Raw genomic sequence first — 24291 nt, forward strand, 5'->3', positions numbered from 1 at the left:
GAACAGATCCATACTACTGGGTTGTCCGGAAAATGTAAAGGGTTTAGGCCATAAGAAGGCCGGCCTTTTCCCCGAAGGAGAAATAGAAAGGTTTACATGGAGTTGAAGCGGGAGTAGAATATTTGCCCGACATTTTAATCAGACCCCAAGGTCTTGAGACTGCAAGCAAACAGGAAAAGAAAATGATACGTGAGGAACTCGCCAAGGCCAAGGTGCTGGTCGAATCGCTGCCGTACATCCGTGAATTTCGTGAAAAGACTGTGGTGATCAAGTACGGCGGCCATGCCATGGTCGATGAGACGCTCAAGCGCAGCTTCGCCCTCGACGTTATCCTGATGAAATACATTGGCATCAATCCGGTGATCGTTCACGGCGGCGGGCCGCAGATTAACCGCTTTCTCGAGAAGATGCAGATCACCCCCAGTTATGTCCAGGGGATGCGGGTCACCGACGGCGAGACCATGGACGTGGTTGAGATGGTCCTGGTGGGTAAGGTCAACAAGGAGATCGTCGGCCTGATCAACCACTGCGGCGGCAAGGCGGTTGGCCTTTCCGGCCGGGATGGTGATCTGGTCCAGGCCCGGAAGCTGACCATTCAGGGCAAGCCGACCGGCGAGGATCGACCGCCGGAGTTGATCGACATCGGCCGGGTCGGCGAAGTGACCCGGATCAACCCGGAGATCCTGACCGTGCTGGACCGCCAGGATTTTATTCCGGTTATCGCCCCGGTGGGGGTGGGTGAGGACGGCAGAGCCTTTAACATTAACGCTGATCTGGTGGCCGGAGCTATTGCTGCTGAGCTGAACGCGGTCAAGCTGATGCTGCTCACCGATGTTGAAGGGGTGAAAAACAGCAACGGTGAGCTGATCTCCACCATCTATCGCGATCAGATCGACGACCTGATTGCGGCCGGGGTGATCAAGGGCGGCATGATTCCCAAGGTCAACTGCTGCAAGTCAGCCCTGGATGGCGGCGTAGCTAAGGCGCACATCATCGATGGCCGGCAGGAACATGCAATTTTACTCGAAATTTTTACCAAAAAAGGCATCGGTACGGAGTTGGTGGCATGAGCAACGCAGAATGGGCGAGCAGGGGAGACAAGGTGTTTATCGGTACGTATAGCCGGTTTCCGGCGGCAATGGTCCGGGGGAGCGGGTGCAGGCTTTGGGATGCGGACGGCAAGGAGTACCTCGATTTTCTTGCCGGCATCGCGGTCTGCTCGCTGGGCCATTGTCACCCGCGGATCACCGAGGCGATCTGCCGTCAGGCTGGTTCGCTGGTCCATGTCTCCAATCTTTTTCATACTCCGCCGCAGATTGAGTTGGCCGAACTGCTGACTGCCCATAGCTTTGCCGACCGGGTGTTCATGGCCAACAGCGGGGCCGAGGCCAATGAGGCGGCCATTAAGCTGGCCCGGATCCACAGCGATGGGGGAAAATACGAGATCATTTCGCTGGCCGGTTCCTTCCACGGCCGGACCCTGGCCACCGTCGCCGCCACCGGTCAGACTCGGTTTCATCAGGGTTTCGAGCCCCTGCCCCAAGGTTTTGTCCACGCCGAGTTTGGTGATCCGCAGACGATTGAACACTTGATCACCCCGCAAACCTGCGCCATCCTCTGTGAGCCGCTGCAGGGTGAAAGTGGTGTTCGACCGCTGGAACCCGAGTATCTGCGAGCGATCCGGCAGATCTGTGATCGGCATGGTCTGCTGTTGATATTTGATGAGGTCCAGACCGGTCTGGGCCGGACCGGTACCTTGTTTGCCCATGAGCAGCTGGGCGTGACCCCGGATATCATGACCCTAGCTAAGGCCCTGGGGAATGGCCTGCCGATCGGCGCCATGCTGACTACCGAAAAAATTGCCGCCTCGCTGATCGTGGGCAGCCATGCCTCCACTTTCGGTGGTAATCCGGTGGCCGCCGCTGCTGCAGTCGAGGTTCTCAGGATCATGCTGGCCGACGGTTTTCTTGAATCAGTGAGGGAAAAGAGCCGGTATTTTGTGAGTAAGCTGCAGGGGGTGGTCGCGCGTTATCCCCACCTGGCCACCGGAGTGCGGGGTCGGGGGCTCCTTCTCGGTCTGGTGTTGACCGAAAAGGGGGTCGAGCAGGGGATGGATATAGTCCAGCGGATGTTCGAGGAGGGGGCGCTGATCAATTTTGCCGGCAGCAAGGTTTTGCGCTTTGTACCACCGTTGATCGTCAGCCCTGGCGAAATCGATCTGCTGGTCGAGAAGCTCTGCCTGGTGCTTGACCGGCTGGCTTGAGCCTGCCGCATTGCTCAATAATCCCTACGCATGGATACTCTTTCCCTCATTGCGGTCGCCGTGGCCCTGGCCATGGATGCTTTTGCCGTGGCCCTGGCTGCCGGTGCTATTCTGCACCCTTTGACCTTTCGGCCCTGTTTCCGCCTTGCCTTTCATTTCGGTCTCTTCCAAGCGATGATGCCGGTGATCGGCTGGCTGGCCGGCCTGACTGTGCAATCTTTTGTTGCGGCCTGGAGTCATTGGATCGCCTTTTTTCTCTTGCTCTACATTGGTGGCCGCATGGTCCGCGAAGCCCTGTCTGCCGAGGAGGGCGTTGAACGAGCCAACGATCCGAGCCGGGGACTGACCATGGTGGCGCTCTCGGTGGCCACCAGCATCGACGCTTTGGCCGTGGGATTGACCCTGGCCATGCTCGATGTGGTTATCTGGGTGCCGTCACTGGTCATCGGCCTGGTGGCCTGCTGTTTTACCGTCATCGGACTGTTCCTCGGAACCCGTGCCGGCAAGCGCTGGGGAAAACGGGTTGAAGTGGCCGGCGGCGCTATCCTGATCGCCATTGGCTTGAAAATTCTTCTCTCGGCTCTTTTCTTCGACAAGGCGGTTGCTGGAATCCTCTAGCTCACCCCCATCGTCTCTAAACTTCCGGAATCAGGCCCTCTCTTGTGAAATCACTTTGCAAACGACCTGTTTTTTTGTATCAGATACATTTTTACCCGGAGAGATATCGGTAAGGCTGGGCGCCTCCATGCTTGAGAGGCCAAGCTGCCGAGTCGTTCCCGAATTACAAAGGATGGCGTTATGAAGAACCACCTGTTGGCACTGGGAGATTTCACCAAGGACGAGCTGCGCTCCTTGATCGATCGAGCGCTTATTCTGAAGGCGGAGAACAAGCGGGGCGTTCACCACCAGCAGCTCGCTGGCCGCAAAATCTGTCTGTTGTTTGAAAAACCATCGACCCGTACCCGGGTCTCCTTTGAAGCTGGCATGTACGGCTTGGGCGGTCAGGTTATTTTCATGTCTGCCAAGGAATCGCAACTGGGCCGGGGCGAGCCTCTGAAAGATACGGCCCGGGTTCTGTCGCGCTACGTCGATGCCATCGTGGTCCGCACCTTTGGCCAGGACGTGGTGGAAGAACTGGCCCGGTATGCCACCGTACCGGTGATCAATGCCCTGACCGATCTGCACCATCCTTGTCAGGTGCTCAGCGACCTGATGACGGTGATCGAAGAAAAGGAGGCGTTGGAATCCTTGAAGACCGTCTGGATCGGCGACGGCAACAACATGGCTAATTCCTGGGTCGAGGCAGCCTCGGTCTTCGGCTTTCCTCTGACTCTCGCCTGCCCCGCCGGCTTCAGTCCCAACGAGGCGATCCTGGAGAAGGCCCGCGTTCGCAGCCCGCATCCGATTGTCGTCCTGCGCGATCCCGCCGAGGCGATCCGTGGAGCCGATGTAGTCAATGTCGACGTCTGGGCCTCCATGGGACAGGAGGCCGAGCAGGAGCAGCGTCTGGGGCTGTTTCAAGCCTATCAGTTGAATGCGGCCCTGCTGGCCAAGGCCAGCAAAAAGGCCATCGTCCTTCACTGCCTGCCTGCCCATCGCGGCGAGGAAATTACCGAAGATGTTCTCGAAGGGCCGCAGAGTGTGGTCTTCGAGCAGGCGGAAAACAAGATGCATATCCATGCGGCGATCCTGGAATCCTTCATCCTCCGCAAGGATGCGGAATAATCATCAACCATCATCAGGTCTCTCCTCGAGATCTGGCAGAGCAGGATTATGAGTGTAAAAAAAATTGTCCTCGCCTATTCTGGCGGGTTGGATACCTCGGTTATTTTAAAATGGCTGGCCAATGAATACGGCTGCTCGGTCCTCGCCTATTCTGCCGACATCGGCCAGAAAGAAGACTGGGCCGCAGTGCGGGCCAAAGGTCTGGCCACCGGCGCGGAAAAGGTGATCGTGTCCGACCTGCGTGAGGAATTTGTTCGTGATTATATTTTCCCGGCTTTTCGCGCCAATGCCATTTATGAGGGCTCCTACCTGCTGGGAACCTCCCTGGCCCGGCCGTTGATCGCCAAGGAACAGGTGCGAATCGCCGCCGAGGAGGGAGCCGATTCGGTCAGTCATGGCGCCACCGGTAAGGGCAACGACCAGGTCCGGTTTGAATTGACCTACCTGGCGCTCAATCCCAAGCTGACCATCATCGCCCCTTGGCGGATCTGGGATTTGAATTCGCGTCAGAAGCTGGTCGCCTTTGCCCAAGAGCATAATATCCCGGTGCCGGTCACCAAAAAAAATCCCTACAGCTCGGATGAGAATCTGCTCCATATCAGCTTTGAAGGCGGCCTCCTCGAGGATCCCTGGAACGAGCCGGATGAGGATATGTTTAAATTAACGGTGGCACCGGAAAAAGCACCGGACAAGCCGACCTATGTCGAGATCGATTTCGAACAGGGCACGCCGGTGGCGGTCGACGGTGAGCGGCTTGGACCGGTTGCCCTTATGACCCGGCTCAATAGCCTGGGCGGGGAGAACGGTATCGGCCGGCTCGATATGGTCGAGAACCGTTTCGTCGGCATGAAGTCCCGAGGCGTCTACGAGACCCCCGGCGGCACTATTCTGCGAGCCGCCCACCGCGACCTGGAGACCATTACCCTGGACCGGGAGGTTCTCGGTATCCGCGATAGCCTGGTGCCGCGCTACTCGCAGCTCATTTACAACGGTTTTTGGTTTTCGCCGGAGATGCAACTTTTGCAGCGGACCATGGATGACGCCCAGACCACGGTCAACGGTACGGTCCGCCTCAAATTGTACAAAGGAAACTGCATTCCTGTGGGCCGGAAATCGGTCAACTCGCTCTATTCCGAGTCCTTTGCTACCTTTGAGGAGGACGAGGTCTACAATCAGGCTGACGCCACCGGATTCATCCGGCTTAATGCCCTGCGCCTGCGGATTCAGGCCCACCAGCGGATGAAATGAGCGTGGAAACCAAACAAGTCTCCGGCAAAATGTGGGGCGGCCGTTTCGCCGAGACCACAGCCGCCTCGGTGGAGGCCTTCAGCGCCTCGATTCAGTACGACGCCAGGCTGTACCGTCACGACGTCATGGGCTCCAAAGCCCACGCCCGCATGCTGGCCCGGCAAGGGTTGATCACCACCGAGGAGAGCGAGGCCATTATCCAAGGGCTGAGCGAGATCGAAGCAGAGATCGACCGGGGCGAGTTTGTCTTTAAGCCCGAGTTGGAAGATATTCACATGAATATCGAAAAAGCCTTGACCGACCGGATCGGTGCGGCCGGGGCCAAATTGCACACTGCCCGTAGCCGTAACGACCAGGTCAATCTGGATTTTCGCCTTTACCTGCGCGACGAGGCTGACACCCTAGATGTGCTGCTCGGCGAAACGCAGAAGGCTTTTGCCCGCCGTGCAAGGAAATATCTGGGTGCGGTCATGCCCGGTTATACCCATCTCCAGCGGGCTCAGCCGGTGCTGGTTTCCCACCATCTCCTGGCCTATGTCGAGATGTTCCAGCGGGATCGCGACCGTTTGGCCGGGTGCCGGCAGCGGATCAATATTATGCCCTTGGGCGCAGCGGCCATGGCCGGGACCGGCTTGCCGATTGACCGTCAGTCCGTGGCTGAGGAACTGGGCTTTGCCTCCATCACCGCCAATTCGATGGATACCACCGGCGATCGTGATTTTGCCCTGGAACTGCTCTTCTGCCTCAATCTGATCCAGTTGCATCTTAGCCGATTGGCCGAAGAATTGGTGCTCTGGTCGACCAAAGAGTTTGATTTTATTCGCATCGGGGATCGCTACTGCACCGGCTCCTCGATCATGCCGCAGAAGAAGAATCCTGATATCCCGGAGTTGATTCGCGGCAAGACCGGTCGGGTTACCGGGGCGCTGATAGCCCTGCTGATGACGGTCAAGGGGTTGCCGTTGACCTACAACCGAGATCTGCAGGAGGATAAAGAACAGGTGTTCGATGCCCTGGACACCGTCAAGGCCAGTTTGTCGATCACCGCCGAACTTCTCGATAACACTGAGTTTAATGTCGAACGGCTGCGGGCTGCGACCATCGGCGGCTTCATGACCGCCACCGACCTGGCCGATTACCTGGTACGCCGCAATATGCCCTTCCGACAGGCACATGGGGTGGTCGGTCGAATTGTTGCCCACTGCCAGCAGCGGGATTGTGAGTTGACCAACCTGACTCTAGCCGAACTCCGGGAGTTTTCTGAGTTGATCGGCGCGGATATTTTCGAAGTTCTTTCCGTCGACGGATCGGTGAACAGCCGGGTTTCTGCTGGGGGAACAAGTCGAATCAGGGTAGAGGAAGCCCTGAACACGGTGGAGCACTCTTTGGGGATATCGACATGATCAGATACGGTGACCGGCTGAGGCGAACATCCCTTGCTCTGGCAGTTCTCGTTCTGCTGCCCTTTGGCGGTTGCGGATTCAAGGACAAGCCGGTCCCGCCTCAGCATGTTGTACCCAAGGCGGTGCTTGATCTCCAGGCCGAGTTGGATGAAAAGGGGGTAACGCTCTCCTGGACGTATCCCAGAGAAACGGTCACCGGCGGCGATGTCGAGGAGATCGATGGGTTTGCGCTGTATCGCGCCGAGGTGCCAGTGAACTCCTATTGCAAGACCTGCCCGGTGCCCTACGATGCACCGATCGCTGTTCCTGGTGGGGCCATGGCCCCGGGAGGTGGAAGAACCGCGACGTATGACATCAAGGAATTACGGCCGGGGAATCTCTATTTTTTTAAGGTCCGCAGCAAAACAGGCTGGTGGAACGAGTCTCAGGACTCCAATGAGGTTTCCTTTTTCTGGCAAACCCCGCCGCAGACGCCCGATGGGTTGACCGCCACGGCTGGTGATGGCGAGAATACGATACGGTGGCAGGCGGTCCGTCAGCTTCGCGACGCTTCTCCGGTCACCGTGCCGGTACACTATCAACTCTACCGCAGTAACGATGGCGAGGCCTTTGCCAAAATGGGTGAACCCCTAGCCGCTTCCGTTTTTATCGATTCTACTGCGGAAAACGGCAAATCCTATTCGTATAAGGTGCAGGCCATCAGCACCTATAGCCAAGGCGAGGTCGGGAGTGGCATGAGTGTAGCCGTCCAGGCCAATCCGCTGGACCGGACCGCTCCGCCGGTTCCCAAGGGAGTGGAAGGTATCAGGACCGAAGTCGGAGTCAAGATTTACTGGGGCCATGTCGAGGCCGGTGACCTGGCTGGCTACCGGGTCTATCGTCGGAGTGAAGGCGAGGGGAAGGCCGTTTTTATCGGTGAGATCAACCTGCCCTACAACATGTTCGTTGACGCGAACGCGCCGAAACAGCTTCTTTTTTACTCGGTATCCAGCATTGATGCCCGGAGTCCGGCCAACGAAAGTACACGGTCTCCCGAAATTCGAATCGATAATTGATCACGGAGGAAGCATGTCTCATTCTGTTCTGGGCAGCATTCCTTTACCGATTCCGTTCTGGAAAATGAGCGGGGCCGGCAATGATTTTATTATCATCGATCATCGTAAACCCCTTATCCCCAAGGAACAGATGGCCGAATTCGCCCGGCTCGTCTGCCGGCGCAAATTTTCGGTGGGGGCGGATGGCTTGTTTTTGATCGAACCCTCGGAACGGGCGGACTTCAAGTGGCGGTTTTTCAACGCTGATGGGTCCGAAGCGGAGATGTGCGGCAACGGAGCGCGCTGTGTGGCCCGATTTGCCTATATGCAGGGGATTGCGGCAGCCCGGATGCGATTTGAAACCCTGGCAGGCATCATCGACGCCACGGTAGCCGACACCCAGGCAACCATCCGGATGACCTCGCCCCATTCGTTCCGCTACGATCGGCAAGTTGAAGTTGCGGGGCAGATGTTTCTGGTGCACAGTGTGGACACTGGAGTGCCCCATGCGGTCATTTTTGTTGATGACATTGATTCGATTGATGTCGTCGGTCTGGGTAGGCAAATCCGGCATCATTCCGCCTTTGCCCCGGCGGGAACCAATGTGAATTTTATCGGGCGAACGGAGAGCGGCTTCCGGATACGTACCTATGAACGTGGTGTTGAAGACGAAACAATGGCCTGCGGTACCGGGGTGGTCGCCGGAGCGTTGATTGCCGCCGCCAAAGGATTGGCCGCTTCGCCAGTGGAGATGACGACCTCGGGAGGGATTGCCCTGAAGGTGCAATTCTCCGGCGCGCTCGGAAAAGATATCGATCAGGTGCTGCTCAATGGCCCGGCCCATCTCATCTGCAAGGGTGAACTGACGGCCGAGGCGCTCATCGAGTAATGGCGTGGCTATGGATTGTTACCACCGGCCTGCAACCCAATAGTCTTGTTTTAGCCCTTATTGATCAGGGGAAACAGAGGAAAGGAGGACACAATGAAACGATTTGAGGGCGCTATAACCGCACTGGTCACCCCCATGCGAAACGGTGGAATTGATGAACAGGGCTTGGTTGACTTGATCGAATTTCAGATCGCCAGCGGCATTCATGGGCTTGTCCCCTGCGGCACCACCGGCGAGTCGGCCACCTTGAGCTTTGACGAGCACAAGCGGGTCATTGAGTTAACCGTCAAAACCGTCAAAGGGCGTGTGCCGGTCATAGCCGGAACCGGTGCCAACAATACTCTGGAGGCCATTGAGCTGACCGAGTCGGCGAAAGATTCCGGCGCCGATGCGGTGTTATCAGTGGTGCCCTACTACAACAAGCCCAGCCAGGAAGGGTTGTTCCAGCATTTCAAATCTATCCTTGATGCCGTTGATATTCCGGTGGTCCTCTATAATGTGCCAGGCCGGACGGTAACCAATATGCTGCCCGCGACGGTCGCCCGGTTGGCGGTGTTGCCCAATGTTATCGGCATAAAAGAAGCCAGCGGCAATCTCAGTCAGGTCAGCGAGGTGATACAACTTTGCCCCAGTGACTTTATCGTCCTGTCCGGGGATGATTTCACCGCCATGCCCACAGTCTTGATCGGCGGTAAAGGTGTGATTTCAGTGGTCTCCAACCTGGAGCCGGCAAAAACAGCAGCCATGATCGAAGCTGCTCGGCTCTGTGATGTGGCCAAGGCCAAAGCCCTGCACTACGAGTTGTTTTCCCTCATGGGCGCCATGTTCTGCTACCCAAGCCCGGCTCCTGCCAAAAAGGGTTTGGAAATAATGGGCAAGATAGCATCGTCTGAAGTGCGGCTGCCCATGACCCAGATGGATGCGACCAGCCTTGAGCGGCTGAAAAAAGATATGGCCGCGCTTGGCCTGCTGTAATTGCTGAACAGGAGGAATACATGACCAAGGTTATTGTTGCCGGAGCCGCAGGGCGCATGGGGCAGCGCATTATTCACATGATCCAGGCCCATCCGGGGCTGCAGTTGAGCGGAGCCTTTGAAGCAGAGGGTAATCCGGCAATCGGCAAGGATGCGGGTGCCATCAGCGGATTAGGCGAAACCGGCATCCACATCACGACAGGCCTTGAGTCGGTGATTGATAAAGGTGAGGTCATTATTGATTTCACCTTCCATGCGGCCACGGTTCGGTTTGCTCATCTGGCGGCTAGCCACGGGAAGGCTATGGTCATCGGTACCACCGGGCTTAGTGCGGAAGAACTTGCAACCTTGAAGGGGCTGGCTGAAGCGCATTTCCCGTGTGTGCAATCGCCGAATATGGCGGTCGGGGTGAATGTCCTCTTCAAGCTGGTGGAAAAGACGGCAGCCATTCTGGGCGACGCCTATGACGTGGAGATTGTCGAAGCCCACCATCGGATGAAAAAAGATGCCCCCTCGGGTACGGCACTGAAGCTCGGGCAGATGGCGGCAGCGGCCTTAGGTCGGGATCTGGCCGAAGTCGGTGTCATGGAGCGCAACGGTATTATCGGTGAGCGGACCGATCGGGAAATTGGTATCCAGACCATCCGCGGCGGCGATATCGTTGGTGAGCATACTGTCTACTTTGCCGGGGCGGGTGAACGGTTGGAGATCGTTCACCGGGCTACCAGCCGCGATAATTTTGCCCGTGGAGCGGCGCTTGCCGCTGCCTGGGTTACGGGCAAGCCCAATGGGCTCTACACCATGTTCGATGTTCTTGAGCTCAATTCTTTTTAGGGATCAGCATACCTCGACTCGTCCTTGTTGAGATGAGCCCCCAGGCCAGTGACGCCGGGCAGGTAGGCAACGGCTACTTTTCCGAAGGTGATTTCCACGTTGCCGCCATCGGCTTGGGGTCCAATCTGGGGCAATCCTGTGCAATTCTGCAAGCAGCTTGGCAGGATTTACTGGCTCACCCCGATATCTTTCCCCAGGCTCTTTCTTCTCCCTACCGTAGCCAGCCGATCGATATGGAAAGCGCTCACTGGTTTGTCAATGCGGCTGCTCTTATCCGGACACGATTGACGCCCTATTCTCTGCTGCACCTGTTGCAAGCAATCGAGGCGCGGTACGGTCGTACTCGATTGCCACAAGTTCACGGTTGCCAGGATCGGACCCTTGACCTCGATATCCTCCTCTACGATGAGCTTGTCCTTCATGACGATCATTTGATTATCCCGCACCCGCGAATGGAACGGCGGCTTTTTGTCCTCGCACCTTTGACGGAAATAGCCGGCAATCGAAGCCATCCCCTCAGCAGGAAAACGATGAGCGCACTCTGTGCTGATCTTAAAAAAAATGTTGGGAATCAAATTGTTGAGAAGTTATCTTGGGATAAGTGCCTTCCCGGTGCTTCACCGAAGAAGTGACAAAAAAAGGCACTTGCTCGGAACAATCAATTAGACATTTGTTTTGCCACGTATATAATGACAACATGCTGAGAAGGGATAAGAATTCGCAATCGACGATGGATTTTCAGTACGTATGACTCCATTCCGTCTGTTGATATTAGCCATTCTTTTCTATCTTGGCTGGCGCATGCTTCGTGGGTTGTTTGTAAAAAATCAAAACGAAGCAAGCACAGAAAGCGATTCTGACCCACAGGATGTGTTGGTCGAGGATCCTGTCTGCCATGTACTGATCCCGAAACACCAGGCCCTGCAACTACGAAGGGATGGGGTTACCTACTATTTCTGCAGTGATAAGTGCTGTGATCAATTTGCCGGGAAACCGGAGAAAGGAGAATTATGAAATTTTTTATCGACACCGCCAATATCGACGAAATCAAAAAAGGACTGGCGCTTGGTATGGTCGATGGCGTCACCACCAATCCTTCGCTGGTCGCCAAAGAACCTCGCCCCTTTGTGGAGATCTTGGAAGATATCTGCAAACTGGTCGATGGGCCTGTTAGCGCCGAGGTCATAAGCCTTGACGCGGATGGTATGGTGAAAGAGGCCCGCGAGCTGGTGAAAATCGCCGATAATATCGTCGTTAAGATACCGATGATTGAGGAAGGATTAAAGGCGGTAAAACAACTGACCGCTGAGGGCATCAAGACCAACGTGACCCTGATTTTTTCGGTTTCCCAAGCCCTCCTGGCGGCTAAGGCAGGAGCGACCTACGTCAGCCCTTTTGTCGGCCGTCTCGATGACATTTCGGTAAACGGTCTTGATCTGGTTGCCGATATAATGACTATACTGCGCAACTATGGCTTCGCCACCGAGGTTATTGTCGCCTCGGTTCGTAGCCCCATGCATGTGGTCGAGTCGGCCTTACTCGGGGCGGACATCGCAACTCTCCCGTATAAAGTGATTGCCCAGTTGGCCAAGCATCCGCTGACCGATATTGGTATGCAGCAATTTCTTGCCGATTGGGAAAAACGTCAAAAATAAAACAGGGAATGCTATGCTTTCTCGCCTCCTTCAGATAGGTGTTCTCCTTCTGGCGATTTCACTACCGGTTTCGGCTGGTGCGGCCATGTATGCCTATGTCGATGCCCGGGGAATTTGCCATTACACCAACGTCCCGGGTGACGGGCGGTACAAGCTGAACGAGCGGGCGCCACGACGGCTGGGGTCGCCGGAAGATCAACTGATCAGGACCATTACCCGACGTTCGAGTAGCGGGCTTTCACCAGGGGTAACGAACAGCAGCTATTACCGTGGGGGGTACTCTGCCTTCATGAACGCACCCCAAACTCTTAACCGGTACATCCAGGTGGCAGCCATGAACCACCAAGTTGATCCGCTTCTGATCAAAGCCGTCATTAAGGCGGAATCCAATTTCGACCCTAATGCCATTTCACCGAAAGGTGCCCAGGGATTGATGCAGTTGATGCCGGGAACCGCCAAGGATCTTGCAGTCATCGACCCTTTTGATCCCCTCCAGAACATCAACGGGGGCACCAAGTACCTTAGATATCTACTTGACAATTTTAATGGAAATGTGGAATTAAGCTTGGCGGCATATAATGCCGGTCCGGGCAATGTCGCTCCGTATGGAGTCATCCCCCGTATCCCCGAAACCCAAAATTATGTTGCTAAGGTCATGGAGACTTATCGCTCGTACCGCAGCGGCAGGCCTTCGCTTCCTCCGAATATCAATGTCCGGCAAATGGTAACCGTCAATTGAACCGCAGTTCCAAAATTCTTAATCTACCTAATCTTATCACAGGTAGCCGGTTTATTCTCTCCGGCGGCCTGATGCTACTCCTGCTTCAGGAGCAAACCACCCGTATGAGTTTAATCGCCTGGCTGGTTTTTTCAATTGCAGCCGGGTCTGACTGGATCGATGGCTATTTCGCTCGGAAGTACAAAGCAGTAACCGTCTTGGGTCAATTGATGGATCCTTTGGCCGATAAGGTCTTGGTGACGACAGCGCTGATCATGCTCATCCCCACCGGTAAAATGCCCGCCTGGGTAGCCCTGATCATTCTTTGTCGTGAGATTGTGGTCACGGGGCTGCGCGGCGTCGCCTCCTCGTCAGGTATTGTTGTCGATGCCAGCAGTTTAGGCAAATGGAAATCCACCATCCAGTACATAGGCTTGGGCACCTTGATTTTTCCTCTCGGCGTTCTGCCTATTTCTAATTTACACCAGATGGGCCTCGCCATTGTCTATGTTGCCCTAGTGCTGACTGTTTGGTCCGGTGTCGATTACTTTTACAAACTCCGGCGGATTTTTTTGGAAGACGAATGCTAGTGAGTGTTGTTGACGCCGCAAGTCAACGGGCCCAAGTTTCGATGTCAAGCGGATTGCCCTGCGCGAAACATGAGCATCTGTCTTTTGGAAAGTTTCGAGAGACTGATCTGAGTTTGCCTTGTGAGTATAAAGTCTAGAAAAAATTATAAAGATGTGGCGCGAAAATTTATCAGTGAATTCATGTGGTTGTTCGGATTGCGACTGGCGACAGCTCGTGAGATATTGGCTAGTCATGTGAAAAGCCAATAAAAAATTTGTTCTCAACTTGACAAAGAAAGTGTTTTGTGTGCTTAATACTATGAAGGAATAAAAAATACGTTTAATTCCTGCTAGTAGTCACCTAGCGTATTCATCATTTTGAATGAGTCTTTAGTTGCTTTAAATTTTTACAGGATAAGCAGATTGCAGTACTTGGAGTGATTTGGACGTGAAATGTCCCAATGTCTTGTGGATCCTTTATGGACTAATTTGACATTACCTGCGGTTCCAGGCTGGAATGTCCCTGGCATCAATCGTTTTTAGATTAAATGTTTTTTTAAGTATATTGTTGATTGCAAGCTAAAGTCTCTTGCTCTCCAAAACAAATGGATACGTTTTGGCAAATACCCAACGGTGAACTTGTAGAAAAATGGTTAAGAAAGACAGTTTAATAACAGGCGTTGATATCGGCTCTCACGCAATAAAAGTGTGTCAACTGCAAAAATATGGAACTACGTATAAACTTATAGCAGTTGGATCAGCCGCGTTACCTACAGGAGCTGTGGAAGATGGGGTTCTTCAAGAACCTTTAGAGGTTAGTAAAGTTTTATCTGCTTTGTTAAAAAATCTTAAAATAAAAAATAAAAAAATAGGAATTTCAATTTCTGGTTATTCTGTCATTGTTAAAAAAATTAATTTAGAGGAAATGGAAGATGATGCTTTAGCCAAATATATCAGCGCTGAGGCTGAGCAGTATATTCCATTTGATTTAGATGATGTTTATATCGATTTCCAAAAGCTACCCAGCAAGAAAGAAGGTACTGATAGGTGCGATATAATGTTGGTTGCGGCAAAAAAAGAAGTCGTCAATGACTATCTTGACATGTTGAATGAACTTAAATTGAATACCGTTCTTGTCGATGTCGACGGATTTGCGTTGGAAAATATTTGGGAAACAGTTTCGGGGCGGACTGAAAATGTCGCTTTAGTCGATATTGGAGCTTCAAAAATGAATATCAATATAATTTCTGAAGGGGTATCGGTATTGGCGCGAGATGTCGTTGTCGGGAGTGAGCAGTTGACTGATCAGTTGGCAAATGCTCTCAGTATCGATTATCTCCAGGCAGAAAAAATAAAACTCGGCATTGTATCTTTAGAGGAGCATAAAGAAACTGTCGAAAATATTTTTAATCAAACCTGTACCCAATGGGTCCTGGAAATAAAAAAGGCCATAGATCTTTATTTAGCGAATAATCCCGATCAGCCTTTACAATCCATAATTCTTAGCGGCGGGGGGGCCAAGGTAAATGGCCTAAAAGAGTATATAGCTAAGGAAACAGGGCTAGATGTTATTGCTTTTAACCCATTCACTACGATGATTATTGATAATAAAAAATTGGATGAACATTATCTTGCCACGGTAGCCCCAGAGATGGCTATCGCAACAGGCCTCGCAATTCGATCAGCCTCATTTTGAAATTATGATACATATCAATCTCCTGCCAGTTCGCGAAATCAAGCGACGAAAAAAGGTTAAAAGCGAGATCGTCATTGCGACTTTAGCCTTTCTTTCCCTTTTAGGTATTTTTTTAGTAATCGAGATTTTGCAGTTAAGTGCGATAGAAAAGTTAAAAGATGAAGATAAAAAATTAATTGCAGAGAAACAGCAGTATACTAAAATTATTGATGAAATTAAGAAAATGGAGGAGGAGAAAAAATTACTTCTCACTAGAGTAGAGATAATAAATCAGTTAAAGCAGTCTTCTTCACTCACGGTACATGTCTTAGATGAAATAGCGAATTTGACTCCTCCTGGTAGATTGTGGCTGAAAAGTTTATCTCAAGTAGAAAGTCAACTCGTTTTGACCGGTATGGCTCTCGATGATCAAACAGTCGCCAAGTATATGGATGATTTGGAAGGGTCAGACTACATCCAAAATGTTAGTTTGGCCAGTTCAGCGATGGAGGTTTTCGCCGAACGCAACCTGAAAGTGTTTTCTATCTCCGGGCAAGTGGCTATGCCTAAAAGATAAATCTGGCCATCTTTCCCGTGTTAGGACAATTTTATGAACTATAGTCCCAAAAAAACGAAGTTCGATATTTTTATCGATGAAAAATATTCGTCCATTAGTAATAGGAATAAATTTTTAGGTATTTTTCTGTTTACAGTGGCGTTGATCGGACTTTTTTACCTGCTTCTTTTCAAAGCAAACTATGATGATATTAATAAGCTTACCTCGCAAGTTAATGCCACCAACGAAGATTTGAAAAAAGTGAGAAAAGCAGCTAGGAATTTACCTGTACATCAAAAGGAATTAGAAGAGGCCAGAAGTCAATTCGAAACAACTTCGATATTGTTGCCAAAAAGTCAAGAAATTCCTAATTTATTGAGAAATATATCTGACCTCGGGAGAAACGCAGGACTAGATTTTATCTCTTTCGTTCCCGGTCAAGAAATACCAAAAGATTTTTATGCGGAAATACCGGTTGATATAAAAATAAAGGGCCCATATCACAATCTAGGCTTATTTCTTGATAAAGTCAGTAAATTGGAACGGATAGTGACTGTAAATAATATTAAAACAGAAAAGGTTGAGCAGGATAAGAACGAAATACTTCTTCATTCGAATTGCAGGCTGATAACTTATCGATTTACGAATGTAAAGCTCGAACAGCCAAAAAAGCCCTAACCTTAGGTGAGTAACTTGTTAAAAGATATCTACATTCCAGCGGTGTGAAAAATGGACAAAGCGGGAATCTATAAATGCCTCTTTTTTTCTATAACGTTTACGTTAGTTACTACGTATTCCTTTTCTCAAGAGGTTAAGCCGCAACCTGCAGACAAAAATTCCCTGCAATTGAATGGTGACATTTATTCATATAACGCAGAAGGACGCTTTGATCCTTTTAAACCATTTGTTGCTCCTAAATCTTCCTCGCCAACTCAGCAAGATCCTAACGAAATTATAGATGATGGAAATGAGTTGAATGGAATGCAATTATTCGAACCCGGACAATTAACACTTGTAGGTGTTATGCTTTCATCAAGGGAACCAATTGCCTTGGTTGAGGATCAAACTCGAAAAGGTTATGTCTTGAAATTAGGAAATTTAATTGGGAAAAGAGGCGTTGTTTCTTCAATTGATCCTCGACAAGTGGTAGTCACAGAGACCGCTAGGACACGTTCTGGAAAAGAAATGAAAAGTACAACTACAATGAGAATTAAGAAAGAGGGAGATAAATAATGTTCCTTAAAATTTTCCCATTAATCCGAAAAAATATAATTATTAGTCTATTATTATTCGGATTGTTAATTATTGATTCTCATTTTATTGAGGCAAGCGATAATAAAGCTGAAATATCGTCTGTGTTAATGGAAGAGACCGACAAAAAAATTGAAATTAGCATAACGGGAAAAAGTCAAATTGTCTCAACTGTATACGCTCTCCCTAATCCTGAGAGAATTGTGGTCGATTTGGCAGATGCAGCGGTATCTAAAGATTTCATGAATAAGGTTAATTCTAGCATTGTTCAGCTGCAAACAAAAGTTATTGAAGATGCAAAACCTTCCATACTTAGGCTTGAATTCACATTAAATGATAAACTCTCGTATGAATCTAAGAAAATAGAAAACGATATAAAAATAATTATTAATAAAAAATCAGGCATCGACGACAAGGTAACAGATTCATCCAAAAATAGCAGTAGTGAAAATACAGATAAGAATAGCTCCTCTGCTTCAAAGGATGAAAACAATCTGAATAAATCAAAAGATCAACGCGCTAAAGATAAAATAGGAAACGCTATTGTAGCCCAAAAGAATTTAGAGACGCAATTACCCGATATAAATCCGCTTGCCTCCACATTGTCTCCGAAGGCCAAGGAACTGCAAATGCAGGATGCCTTCAATTTCTCTGGTTACAATAAAGAGAGAATTACCGTTGAATTTCAAAAAATGGACTTGCATAATGTGTTCAATTTCCTTCGTCAAGTCAGCGGGGTTAATATAGTTGTCGATGAATCCGTCCAGGGTTCCCTTACCTTGGTACTTGATGATGTTCCCTGGGACTTCGCCCTTGATATAATATTAAACCTCAAGGATTTAGAGAAAGAAGAAAAATTTAACACTCTAGTTATTTATCCTAAGAACAAAGGTTTTAAATGGCCAGATCAGGCTCAAAATAATCTCAGTTTTCAAGCGGATTCCCAGGTGGTTGAAAAAGAGACTTTGCTCATTAAGCAACTCGACCGACAGCCGGTTGAATCTGCTGAAGCAAGGCAACACATCGTAGCGGCAAAAGAAGCGGAAAAGTCAGAAAATTTTGAAATAGCTGTTCAATTCTACGAAAAAGCACTCGATAAATGGCCGGAAAATAGCAAGTTGGCAAATAAAATATCCTCTATTTACCTAGTTCAATTACGTCAGAATGCTAAGGCGCTATATTATGCAAAAATTTCGTTAGAAAAAGATCATAATAATGCCAATGCATCCCTCAACGCGGCCATAGCCTCAGCGAACATGCAAGATAAACAAAAGGCAGAAGCTTATTTTAATCAATGCACTAAGGCAAAAAAACCTTCCAAGGAAGCCTTGTTGAGTTACGCTATCTTCAAAGAAGAGCAACAAATGTATAATGAATCCCTTCAAATTCTCGAAAGACATGACTCCCTGTATGGTGAAGATTTAAATAGCTTGATATCTGTGGCACGACTCTACGATAAAATGGGCAAACAGCAATTGGCCACGGAGAAATATCAAAAAGTTTTGTTGTCAGGTTTTAACCTTCCCCCAGATTTGGCTAAATACATAAAAGGGCGTGTTGCACTTAAACAGGCGATGTGATTACACGTTTATGACAGTACCTGAGGAATACTCTATGACAAAAACAGCGAATTTCGTGGTGGCCATATTTGCAGCCTTCCTGCTACTCACAATCAGCTCCTGTGGCACAAAGAAGGAGACAAAGGCACATGTTGAATCTGACAAAACAGTTTCGACTGGTGGAGCTTCTGGGGTTCAAACGCCACCTCAACCGGCTCAGCTCCCTGTCCGATATCAAACACCTGGTTATATCACGACGAATGTGTCTAGTGATGATGGTTTGGGCGGAACCACGAGCGAATATCAAATTAAAGTTGGTGCCACTATCAGATCAACAAGTGGCCCTCAACCTTTGTGGGAAGTTATAAAACGGCTTGTTAACTTAAAAGGCATGACCGTGAGTTGGGCCAATGATGTTGATCAAACAACTCCTGTCGATGTTGATATATCCGCTACTGATAATTTCTATGACGCAATCGCCAATCTGCTACGGCAGGCTGATTATTTTCATGAAGTAAAAGATAAAAATATTATTGTCCGGAATAAAGCTACCAAAGTCTACCAATTAGGTATCCCGGCCATGCAAGGGGGGTATACCTCGACGGTAGGCGGCAACTTTTTATCCAATAAAGATGCAGCTTCAGGGACGGAAGGTTCGGTTAAAATTACCAGCGCCGATAATAAATTTGACATTTGGCTAAATGTTGAAGCTAACTTGAAAGTCATCCTTCAAACCCTAGAGGCTGAAAGAAAAGAAAGTGTTGCTCAGGCTACATCAGAATCTAACATTGGCGGGAAACCTACTGAAAATGCTAGCGTTAAGGGTGTGGCTAATAAGGTAGCAGATGTGAAAAATAAAAGTGACGAAAAAGAGAAACCCCAGCGGTCTAACAATACAGCACGAGATGGGTCCACCTTTATTATCGACAAGAGCGTCGGCCTTATAACTGTTACTGCAAAGCCTAATACACTTAAGGCCGTCGATGACTATATTAATAATCTAAAAAAACAACTCTATAAACAGGTAAACATCGAAGCAAAAATCATTGAGGTTTTTCTGCAAGATAATTCTAAAATCGGTCTTGATTGGAGCAGTGTCCTTAAAGATAAATCTGTTCTTGGCACAGTTTCATTTGGAAATGCAGGGCAAGTTTACCCGCATAATAATAACAATCCAACGAACTATGCCAATACCTTTGTCAGTAGGGTCATGATACCTGATATTTCCTTTGAGGTTTTTTTGAATGCCTTGAACGAACAGGGAGATAGCCACGTTTTAGCTAATCCCAAACTTACTGTGCTCAACGGCCAGCCTGCAATTATCAGTGTTGGCAAGGATGTCGCCTACGTCAAACAAGTAACCGCTGAAACAGACTCTGAAACAAACACTGTTACATACTCAGCCGAGGTTGGGAATGTGGTGCAGGGTATTGCCTTAGGTGTGATGGCTACCATACGTGACGATAAAACAGTTGTTTTGCACCTGACACCTATCACCACCGATCTCGAGAATCTCACCGCCGAAGGTGATATACCTGTCACCACTGTTGGCGTAGGACCCGGGGCCGTTCAACTTGGACTTCCCAAAGTAAAGGTTCGTGAAATGTCCACCATGGTTGAAGTGCAGAATGGTGAAATGTTGATTATTGGTGGCCTGATAGACAGTATTGAGGGAAAAACAGGGGCTTTTGCTCCAGGGCTTGGAAGTATCCCTGTGGTTAAATACCTTTTTGGAGTTGAAGAAAAAACTTTGCAGAAACGTGAGCTTGTCATCCTGCTTACCCCGAAAATTATCTAGATTGAGAAACCTTTGATGCCCCTCAGAACAAACAGGAGAAATGGTATGAAATACAGCCGCCATCTGCTCATCGGCTTACTAGCGCTTTTTCTTGGTGGTTGCGGTACTACCGTTCACGAATCACTGAAAGTGCAACACTCTGGCAAGTATACAATCGGGTCAGATAAATCAGTTGTTATCCTTCCTTTCGCCGACTACAGTAATGCTGATAAACTGGAAACTGCCTATCGACGAAATCTATTTGTCAGCGAAAATGTGACTGATCAATTCTCTAAATACGGTTTTCATCTCCCTGTTCAGGAAGATGTCTTTCTTTATTTAGTCGATCAGAAGATTATTAATGTCGTAACTTCTGGTAAGAAAAGGGCCCAATCTCTTGAAGACGAGTTGAACAATGATTGGTCTGACCCAATGAAAAAGATTTTGCAGCATAATATCGACCTCGCCCAAAATACTGGAACTCAAAACAGTGAAAATGATTATCCCGGAACACACGGGTTGACCCAGCAGGAAGTGGTCAAAATCGGGCGGCATTTTTCCGCAGATTACATTGTGCGCGGCCAAATTATTCAATACAAAGACCGCCAAGATCCTACGTGGAATCCACTAAAAAAAGGTCTCCTAACCTTTGTAACTGGCGTAAATAGTAAAATTGCTTTTGGTCAGGCTGAATCCGAGAAATATGATGAGTTGAACAGTACAATCGCAGGCGCTGCGGCAGGAGCTACCATTTCCGCTTTAACAGACGGAGACCTTAACCATGCCATTGGCTGGGGCGCGGCCGGTGCGGTTCTTGGTAATGTGGCGCATCACTCAGGAAGAATTCCTCAGGCAGTTGTTCAATTGCGCGTTTGGGTCCAGGATGCCTACACAGGCAACGTTGTCTGGACGAATCGAGTCGATGTTAAAGTATCGCCGGAATCAGTTTTAGCGGATTACCAATATGACGCTCTTTTTGAGAAAGCCACGGAAAAAGCCATTACTACTTTAATCGATGATTTTGCCCAAGTAGTCTATAATGTCCCCCCGCCAGGGACACTTCCACCAGCAGTTCCAACTACAAATCCCATAACCACCGTAGCGCCCGATACCGACATGGACGGAGTGCCTGACGTCGCCGACCATTGCCCGAATACTCGTGCCGGAGTACCGGTCAACGCACTCGGATGTCCGGTCACAGAAAATCTTATTCTCGAAGGCGTGAACTTCAAGTCAGGTTCAGCCTTGCTCACTCAGGAGTCTCAGCGAACACTGGATAGAACTGCTTCCGCCCTCATCCATGCACCTCATGTCAAGGTCGAGGTGGCCGGTTACACCGATAGCGTCGGTGATGCCAAGAGCAATCAGGATCTCAGCTCTGAGCGTTCACTGGCCGTACTCCATTATTTAACAAGCAAAGGCGTTGCCGCCTCACAACTTACATCGAAGGGATATGGAGAGGAATATCCGATTGCCAGCAATTCCACCCCCGCTGGTCGACAGAAAAACAGAAGAACAGAACTGCATCCAATAACAAAATAAATCGGGTATCTTTCGCTTGATAAATAAAGCCCTGTCACCATTGGTGACGGGGCTTTATTTGTTTGCCTTAGTTCAGCTATTCCCATTATGGCCATCGGTGGAGAAGACACCGTGAAATTGGTCTGTTGCGTTAGGATAATTCAACCATCCAAAGCTAGCTAACGCCATTTTTTGCATATTATATCCTAACTCCCTTCGTCTGTTTTTGCCCCATTTGCTGCACTCTGGGCGCACCTGTCCGTTTCCCTCGTCCGGACAACTCGCGCAAGGGTTTGTTCTTTGATATTTTATCTTGAAGGTCTAGTGTCCTGTGCGGTTAATTGGGCATATTTATCAACTTATGTGTTTTAGTGCGTCATGCCACGCACACATGAAAACTACACAATTAATGAAGACGAGCAGCGGAGCCTCTAAGCCCTGCTGCGTTCACCTAAAACATCGCAAAGCCTTGTATTCCGTGCGGAGATCATCCTGCTGACGGCTTCTGGAAAGACAGTTAAGGAAGTGGCAAGCCAGCTCGGGACCACTGCACTGACTGTCTACCGCTGGAGGAAGCGATTCAAAGACCAAGGCCTCACGGGCCTTCAGGATCGTTTTCGAAGTGGTCAGCCCAAGAAGCTTCCCAAAGAAGAAGTCAAGGAAGTGCTGAGAATGACCGTGGAATGCATTCCTCGAGAGGCGACTCATTGGAGTGTCCGCCTCATGGCGAAAGCGGCTCATGTCACCACCTGGCAAGTGCGGGAAATATGGAAGGCTGCCGACTTAAAACCCCATCGGCTCAAGACATTCAAAATCAGTAATGATCCACACTTTGCTGAAAAGGTTATAGATGTCGTTGGGCTGTACATGAATCCTCCTGAAAATGCGGTTGTTTTATCCGTTGACGAAAAAACTCAAATTCAGGCATTAGATCGAACCCAACCGATGCTCCCGTTGCGGCCAGGCCAAATTGAACGTCGGACACATGATTATAAGCGAAACGGGACCACCAGCCTTTACGCTGCCTATGACATTGTAACCGGTAAGGTTATTGGGAGGACAACGGCACGGCACAGGGCAAAAGAATTTCTCGATTTTCTTCGGCAAATAAAAAAAGCAATGCCGTCAGATGTTGACCTCCACGTTATTCTGGACAACAGCAGTACACACAAAACAGCTGAAGTGAAAAAGTGGCTCAAGACCAATCCCCGCTTCAAAATGCATTTCACCCCAACCAGCGCATCATGGCTTAATGCTGTAGAAGGCTGGTTTGGACAGCTGGAACGCCGTTCTCTTTATCGCGGAGTTTTTACCAGTGTCAAAGAACTGAGAAACGAAATCCACCGTTTCATAAGCCCTCATAATTCAAAGACGGCAAAACCTTTCAAGTGGACAAAAAGCGCCGATGGTATCCTTGATAAAGTGGAAAGAGCAAAATAATCATTAAACAACGAGACTAACCGCACGGGACACTAGCCGGTTGCCTGAATCATTCCTCCAAAGGCACGATGTATCCCGCTCGGCCATAGCCCATCACACGGAAGATCGTCTCCATCGAATCAACCAGTGTTCCGTCTCAGTTAGAAATGGACATTTAGGCTGTTTGCATTAAGGGGGTATAGGTGTTCGTGTTGTCTTCCCTTGGGCTGATTGGCCCGTAGGCACGAAGTCGTTTTTTCTTTCTCAGCTCCCTGGCCTTTTCCAGTTTTTGGTCTCGCTCTTCGAATATTTTCTGGTCTCTGCCATTCAATTTGTCCATCTGCGCGATATAACCGATAGAGCTGTGCAGTCCGACCTTGTTGTAGTGATTGATGAATCCTTCAACCATTCGTCGGGCATCGTCAAGGGAAAGCGGGACACCGGGCCGAATACATTCCCCCTTGATGGTAGCATGGAACCGTTCCAATTTGTCGTTGGACTGGGGATAGTGCGGCGATGCCCGCACACGCGTCATTCCCGAGATGCGGATGAATTCTTTGAAATTTTTGGCAATAAATTGTGGCTCGTTGTCAGAAATGATCCTTGGACGGGCTTCGGGAAATCTCTCCTTGGCGCGTTGCAGGATGATCTCCACATCCATTTCCGTCATCTGTTCCCTGATCTCCCAATGGACAATGAAACGACTGCATCCATCGAGAATGCTGCACAAATAATCAGCAATGTCCGGTAAGATTTTGCAAGGAGGAGCCGGGCAAAAAAAGTTACATAACAAGCTGAATTTTTTTGACAAATCAACGAGGTGCCGTCGCGGCCTGTTTTTATAGATATCCCCTCATTGCAGGGAGTTATGAAAATGGCGCCACGCCCGTTCAAGTCAGGAAAGTTAACCGCTCACAGCTATAAACGCTTCTGCTCTCCATTACATTTGGCCCTGGAGCGCATTCCAAAAATCAAATCCCGGAGTAATAGACCGCTGCAAATGGAATTTGAAGACCAGCGGTCCAGGCCATCAAGTTGGGGGCTGCCTATTCCTGGAAAAACCCTGCCTCGCGGCTCTGCTGCGACAGATACTGGCCCACAACTGCCTCGGCTGCGGACAGCAGACTGAAACCACAACCAAACCGCCGGCCAAACAGACCTTTGCCTATCCCAATCTGGTGGGGAGTCCCCTGCCATGCAGCAACTAAAGGCGCTGATTGT

At 49.8% G+C, this 24291-nt stretch carries 25 protein-coding genes; 24 read left to right on the forward strand and 1 reads right to left on the reverse strand.

What is annotated here, in order from left to right:
• The first annotated feature begins 182 nt into the window (after positions 1-182).
• The 23 genes from argB (at position 183) to ACHZCX_RS12235 (ending at position 23091) form a co-directional block, all read left to right on the forward strand.
• A complete protein-coding gene (gene argB / locus ACHZCX_RS12125) occupies positions 183-1070 on the forward strand; it encodes an acetylglutamate kinase (protein ID WP_319587488.1) in 888 nt (295 codons plus the stop codon).
• Positions 1067-2263, forward strand: a complete 1197-nt coding sequence (locus tag ACHZCX_RS12130; RefSeq protein ID WP_319587489.1) for an aspartate aminotransferase family protein — start codon at positions 1067-1069, stop codon at positions 2261-2263. The genes argB and ACHZCX_RS12130 overlap by 4 nt, the downstream gene beginning before the upstream one ends.
• Before the next feature lie 30 nt (positions 2264-2293).
• Positions 2294-2881, forward strand: coding sequence for a manganese efflux pump MntP family protein (locus tag ACHZCX_RS12135; protein WP_319587490.1), 588 nt, complete (start codon positions 2294-2296; stop codon positions 2879-2881).
• A gap of 180 nt (positions 2882-3061) precedes the next feature.
• Positions 3062-3988, forward strand: a complete 927-nt coding sequence (argF, locus tag ACHZCX_RS12140; protein WP_319587491.1) for an ornithine carbamoyltransferase — start codon at positions 3062-3064, stop codon at positions 3986-3988.
• A gap of 48 nt (positions 3989-4036) precedes the next feature.
• The gene (locus tag ACHZCX_RS12145) at positions 4037-5236 is read left to right on the forward strand and encodes an argininosuccinate synthase (RefSeq protein WP_319587492.1); all 1200 of its coding nucleotides are present in this window, start codon (positions 4037-4039) and stop codon (positions 5234-5236) included.
• Positions 5233-6639: an argininosuccinate lyase gene (gene argH / locus ACHZCX_RS12150; protein ID WP_319587493.1), complete on the forward strand. Its 1407-nt coding sequence runs from the start codon at positions 5233-5235 to the stop codon at positions 6637-6639. The genes ACHZCX_RS12145 and argH overlap by 4 nt, the downstream gene beginning before the upstream one ends.
• A complete protein-coding gene (locus ACHZCX_RS12155; RefSeq protein WP_319587494.1) occupies positions 6636-7694 on the forward strand; it encodes a hypothetical protein in 1059 nt (352 codons plus the stop codon). Before argH ends, ACHZCX_RS12155 begins: the two co-directional genes overlap by 4 nt.
• 13 nt (positions 7695-7707) lie before the next feature.
• Positions 7708-8562 carry a diaminopimelate epimerase gene (gene dapF, locus ACHZCX_RS12160; protein WP_319587495.1) on the forward strand — a complete coding sequence of 285 codons (855 nt, stop codon included), beginning with the start codon at positions 7708-7710 and terminating at the stop codon, positions 8560-8562.
• 93 nt (positions 8563-8655) lie between these two features.
• Positions 8656-9537, forward strand: a complete 882-nt coding sequence (gene dapA, locus ACHZCX_RS12165; protein ID WP_319587496.1) for a 4-hydroxy-tetrahydrodipicolinate synthase — start codon at positions 8656-8658, stop codon at positions 9535-9537.
• A 20-nt stretch (positions 9538-9557) separates the two neighbouring features.
• Positions 9558-10370, forward strand: coding sequence for a 4-hydroxy-tetrahydrodipicolinate reductase (gene dapB / locus ACHZCX_RS12170; protein ID WP_319587497.1), 813 nt, complete (start codon positions 9558-9560; stop codon positions 10368-10370).
• A gap of 32 nt (positions 10371-10402) precedes the next feature.
• Entirely contained in the window at positions 10403-11002 is a 600-nt protein-coding gene (gene folK, locus ACHZCX_RS12175; protein ID WP_319587498.1) for a 2-amino-4-hydroxy-6-hydroxymethyldihydropteridine diphosphokinase, read from the forward strand.
• A gap of 115 nt (positions 11003-11117) precedes the next feature.
• Positions 11118-11384: a YHS domain-containing protein gene (locus ACHZCX_RS12180; protein ID WP_319587499.1), complete on the forward strand. Its 267-nt coding sequence runs from the start codon at positions 11118-11120 to the stop codon at positions 11382-11384.
• A complete protein-coding gene (fsa, locus tag ACHZCX_RS12185) occupies positions 11381-12025 on the forward strand; it encodes a fructose-6-phosphate aldolase (RefSeq protein WP_319587500.1) in 645 nt (214 codons plus the stop codon). Before ACHZCX_RS12180 ends, fsa begins: the two co-directional genes overlap by 4 nt.
• Positions 12026-12038: 13 nt before the next feature.
• Positions 12039-12764, forward strand: coding sequence for a lytic transglycosylase domain-containing protein (locus ACHZCX_RS12190; RefSeq protein WP_319587501.1), 726 nt, complete (start codon positions 12039-12041; stop codon positions 12762-12764).
• Positions 12761-13333, forward strand: a complete 573-nt coding sequence (pgsA, locus tag ACHZCX_RS12195) for a CDP-diacylglycerol--glycerol-3-phosphate 3-phosphatidyltransferase (protein ID WP_319587502.1) — start codon at positions 12761-12763, stop codon at positions 13331-13333. Before ACHZCX_RS12190 ends, pgsA begins: the two co-directional genes overlap by 4 nt.
• Before the next feature lie 628 nt (positions 13334-13961).
• Complete coding sequence (gene pilM / locus ACHZCX_RS12200; protein ID WP_319587503.1) at positions 13962-15008, forward strand: type IV pilus assembly protein PilM; 1047 nt, start codon at positions 13962-13964, stop codon at positions 15006-15008.
• Between the two features lie 4 nt (positions 15009-15012).
• Positions 15013-15564, forward strand: a complete 552-nt coding sequence (locus tag ACHZCX_RS12205; protein ID WP_319587504.1) for a PilN domain-containing protein — start codon at positions 15013-15015, stop codon at positions 15562-15564.
• A gap of 33 nt (positions 15565-15597) precedes the next feature.
• The gene (locus ACHZCX_RS12210; protein ID WP_319587505.1) at positions 15598-16221 is read left to right on the forward strand and encodes a type 4a pilus biogenesis protein PilO; all 624 of its coding nucleotides are present in this window, start codon (positions 15598-15600) and stop codon (positions 16219-16221) included.
• A 51-nt stretch (positions 16222-16272) separates the two neighbouring features.
• Positions 16273-16776, forward strand: a complete 504-nt coding sequence (locus ACHZCX_RS12215) for a pilus assembly protein PilP (RefSeq protein WP_319587506.1) — start codon at positions 16273-16275, stop codon at positions 16774-16776.
• Positions 16776-18374, forward strand: coding sequence for an AMIN domain-containing protein (locus ACHZCX_RS12220; protein ID WP_319587507.1), 1599 nt, complete (start codon positions 16776-16778; stop codon positions 18372-18374). Before ACHZCX_RS12215 ends, ACHZCX_RS12220 begins: the two co-directional genes overlap by 1 nt.
• Positions 18375-18408: 34 nt before the next feature.
• Entirely contained in the window at positions 18409-20151 is a 1743-nt protein-coding gene (mshL, locus tag ACHZCX_RS12225) for a pilus (MSHA type) biogenesis protein MshL (RefSeq protein ID WP_319587508.1), read from the forward strand.
• Positions 20152-20196: 45 nt separating this feature from the next.
• Positions 20197-21672 (forward strand): OmpA family protein, encoded by a 1476-nt coding sequence (locus ACHZCX_RS12230; protein ID WP_319587509.1) that lies wholly within the window; start codon positions 20197-20199, stop codon positions 21670-21672.
• Positions 21673-22089: 417 nt separating this feature from the next.
• Complete coding sequence (locus ACHZCX_RS12235) at positions 22090-23091, forward strand: IS630 family transposase (RefSeq protein ID WP_319588734.1); 1002 nt, start codon at positions 22090-22092, stop codon at positions 23089-23091.
• Positions 23092-23245: 154 nt separating this feature from the next.
• Here the strand turns inward: ACHZCX_RS12235 and ACHZCX_RS12240 are convergent, their stop codons facing one another.
• Positions 23246-23800, reverse strand: coding sequence for an integrase core domain-containing protein (locus tag ACHZCX_RS12240; RefSeq protein WP_319587510.1), 555 nt, complete (start codon positions 23798-23800; stop codon positions 23246-23248).
• A 277-nt stretch (positions 23801-24077) separates the two neighbouring features.
• Here ACHZCX_RS12240 and ACHZCX_RS12245 point away from each other — a divergent pair, with 277 nt between their 5' ends.
• Positions 24078-24278 carry a hypothetical protein gene (locus ACHZCX_RS12245; RefSeq protein WP_319587511.1) on the forward strand — a complete coding sequence of 67 codons (201 nt, stop codon included), beginning with the start codon at positions 24078-24080 and terminating at the stop codon, positions 24276-24278.
• The last annotated feature ends 13 nt before the right edge of the window (positions 24279-24291 follow it).

Origin of the sequence: uncultured Desulfobulbus sp., from assembly GCF_963662935.2 — a bacterium.
Taxonomy (GTDB): domain Bacteria; phylum Desulfobacterota; class Desulfobulbia; order Desulfobulbales; family Desulfobulbaceae; genus Desulfobulbus.

Bases quoted from the DNA above. Each gene is read 5' to 3' on its own strand.
- argB (WP_319587488.1), top strand. From the start codon at position 183: ATGATACGTGAGGAACTCGCCAAGGCCAAGGTGCTGGTCGAATCGCTG.
- ACHZCX_RS12130 (WP_319587489.1), top strand. From the start codon at position 1,067: ATGAGCAACGCAGAATGGGCGAGCAGGGGAGACAAGGTGTTTATCGGT.
- ACHZCX_RS12135 (WP_319587490.1), top strand. From the start codon at position 2,294: ATGGATACTCTTTCCCTCATTGCGGTCGCCGTGGCCCTGGCCATGGAT.
- argF (WP_319587491.1), top strand. From the start codon at position 3,062: ATGAAGAACCACCTGTTGGCACTGGGAGATTTCACCAAGGACGAGCTG.
- ACHZCX_RS12145 (WP_319587492.1), top strand. From the start codon at position 4,037: ATGAGTGTAAAAAAAATTGTCCTCGCCTATTCTGGCGGGTTGGATACC.
- argH (WP_319587493.1), top strand. From the start codon at position 5,233: ATGAGCGTGGAAACCAAACAAGTCTCCGGCAAAATGTGGGGCGGCCGT.
- ACHZCX_RS12155 (WP_319587494.1), top strand. From the start codon at position 6,636: ATGATCAGATACGGTGACCGGCTGAGGCGAACATCCCTTGCTCTGGCA.
- dapF (WP_319587495.1), top strand. From the start codon at position 7,708: ATGTCTCATTCTGTTCTGGGCAGCATTCCTTTACCGATTCCGTTCTGG.
- dapA (WP_319587496.1), top strand. From the start codon at position 8,656: ATGAAACGATTTGAGGGCGCTATAACCGCACTGGTCACCCCCATGCGA.
- dapB (WP_319587497.1), top strand. From the start codon at position 9,558: ATGACCAAGGTTATTGTTGCCGGAGCCGCAGGGCGCATGGGGCAGCGC.
- folK (WP_319587498.1), top strand. From the start codon at position 10,403: ATGAGCCCCCAGGCCAGTGACGCCGGGCAGGTAGGCAACGGCTACTTT.
- ACHZCX_RS12180 (WP_319587499.1), top strand. From the start codon at position 11,118: ATGACTCCATTCCGTCTGTTGATATTAGCCATTCTTTTCTATCTTGGC.
- fsa (WP_319587500.1), top strand. From the start codon at position 11,381: ATGAAATTTTTTATCGACACCGCCAATATCGACGAAATCAAAAAAGGA.
- ACHZCX_RS12190 (WP_319587501.1), top strand. From the start codon at position 12,039: ATGCTTTCTCGCCTCCTTCAGATAGGTGTTCTCCTTCTGGCGATTTCA.
- pilM (WP_319587503.1), top strand. From the start codon at position 13,962: ATGGTTAAGAAAGACAGTTTAATAACAGGCGTTGATATCGGCTCTCAC.
- ACHZCX_RS12205 (WP_319587504.1), top strand. From the start codon at position 15,013: ATGATACATATCAATCTCCTGCCAGTTCGCGAAATCAAGCGACGAAAA.
- ACHZCX_RS12210 (WP_319587505.1), top strand. From the start codon at position 15,598: ATGAACTATAGTCCCAAAAAAACGAAGTTCGATATTTTTATCGATGAA.
- ACHZCX_RS12215 (WP_319587506.1), top strand. From the start codon at position 16,273: ATGGACAAAGCGGGAATCTATAAATGCCTCTTTTTTTCTATAACGTTT.
- ACHZCX_RS12220 (WP_319587507.1), top strand. From the start codon at position 16,776: ATGTTCCTTAAAATTTTCCCATTAATCCGAAAAAATATAATTATTAGT.
- mshL (WP_319587508.1), top strand. From the start codon at position 18,409: ATGACAAAAACAGCGAATTTCGTGGTGGCCATATTTGCAGCCTTCCTG.
- ACHZCX_RS12230 (WP_319587509.1), top strand. From the start codon at position 20,197: ATGAAATACAGCCGCCATCTGCTCATCGGCTTACTAGCGCTTTTTCTT.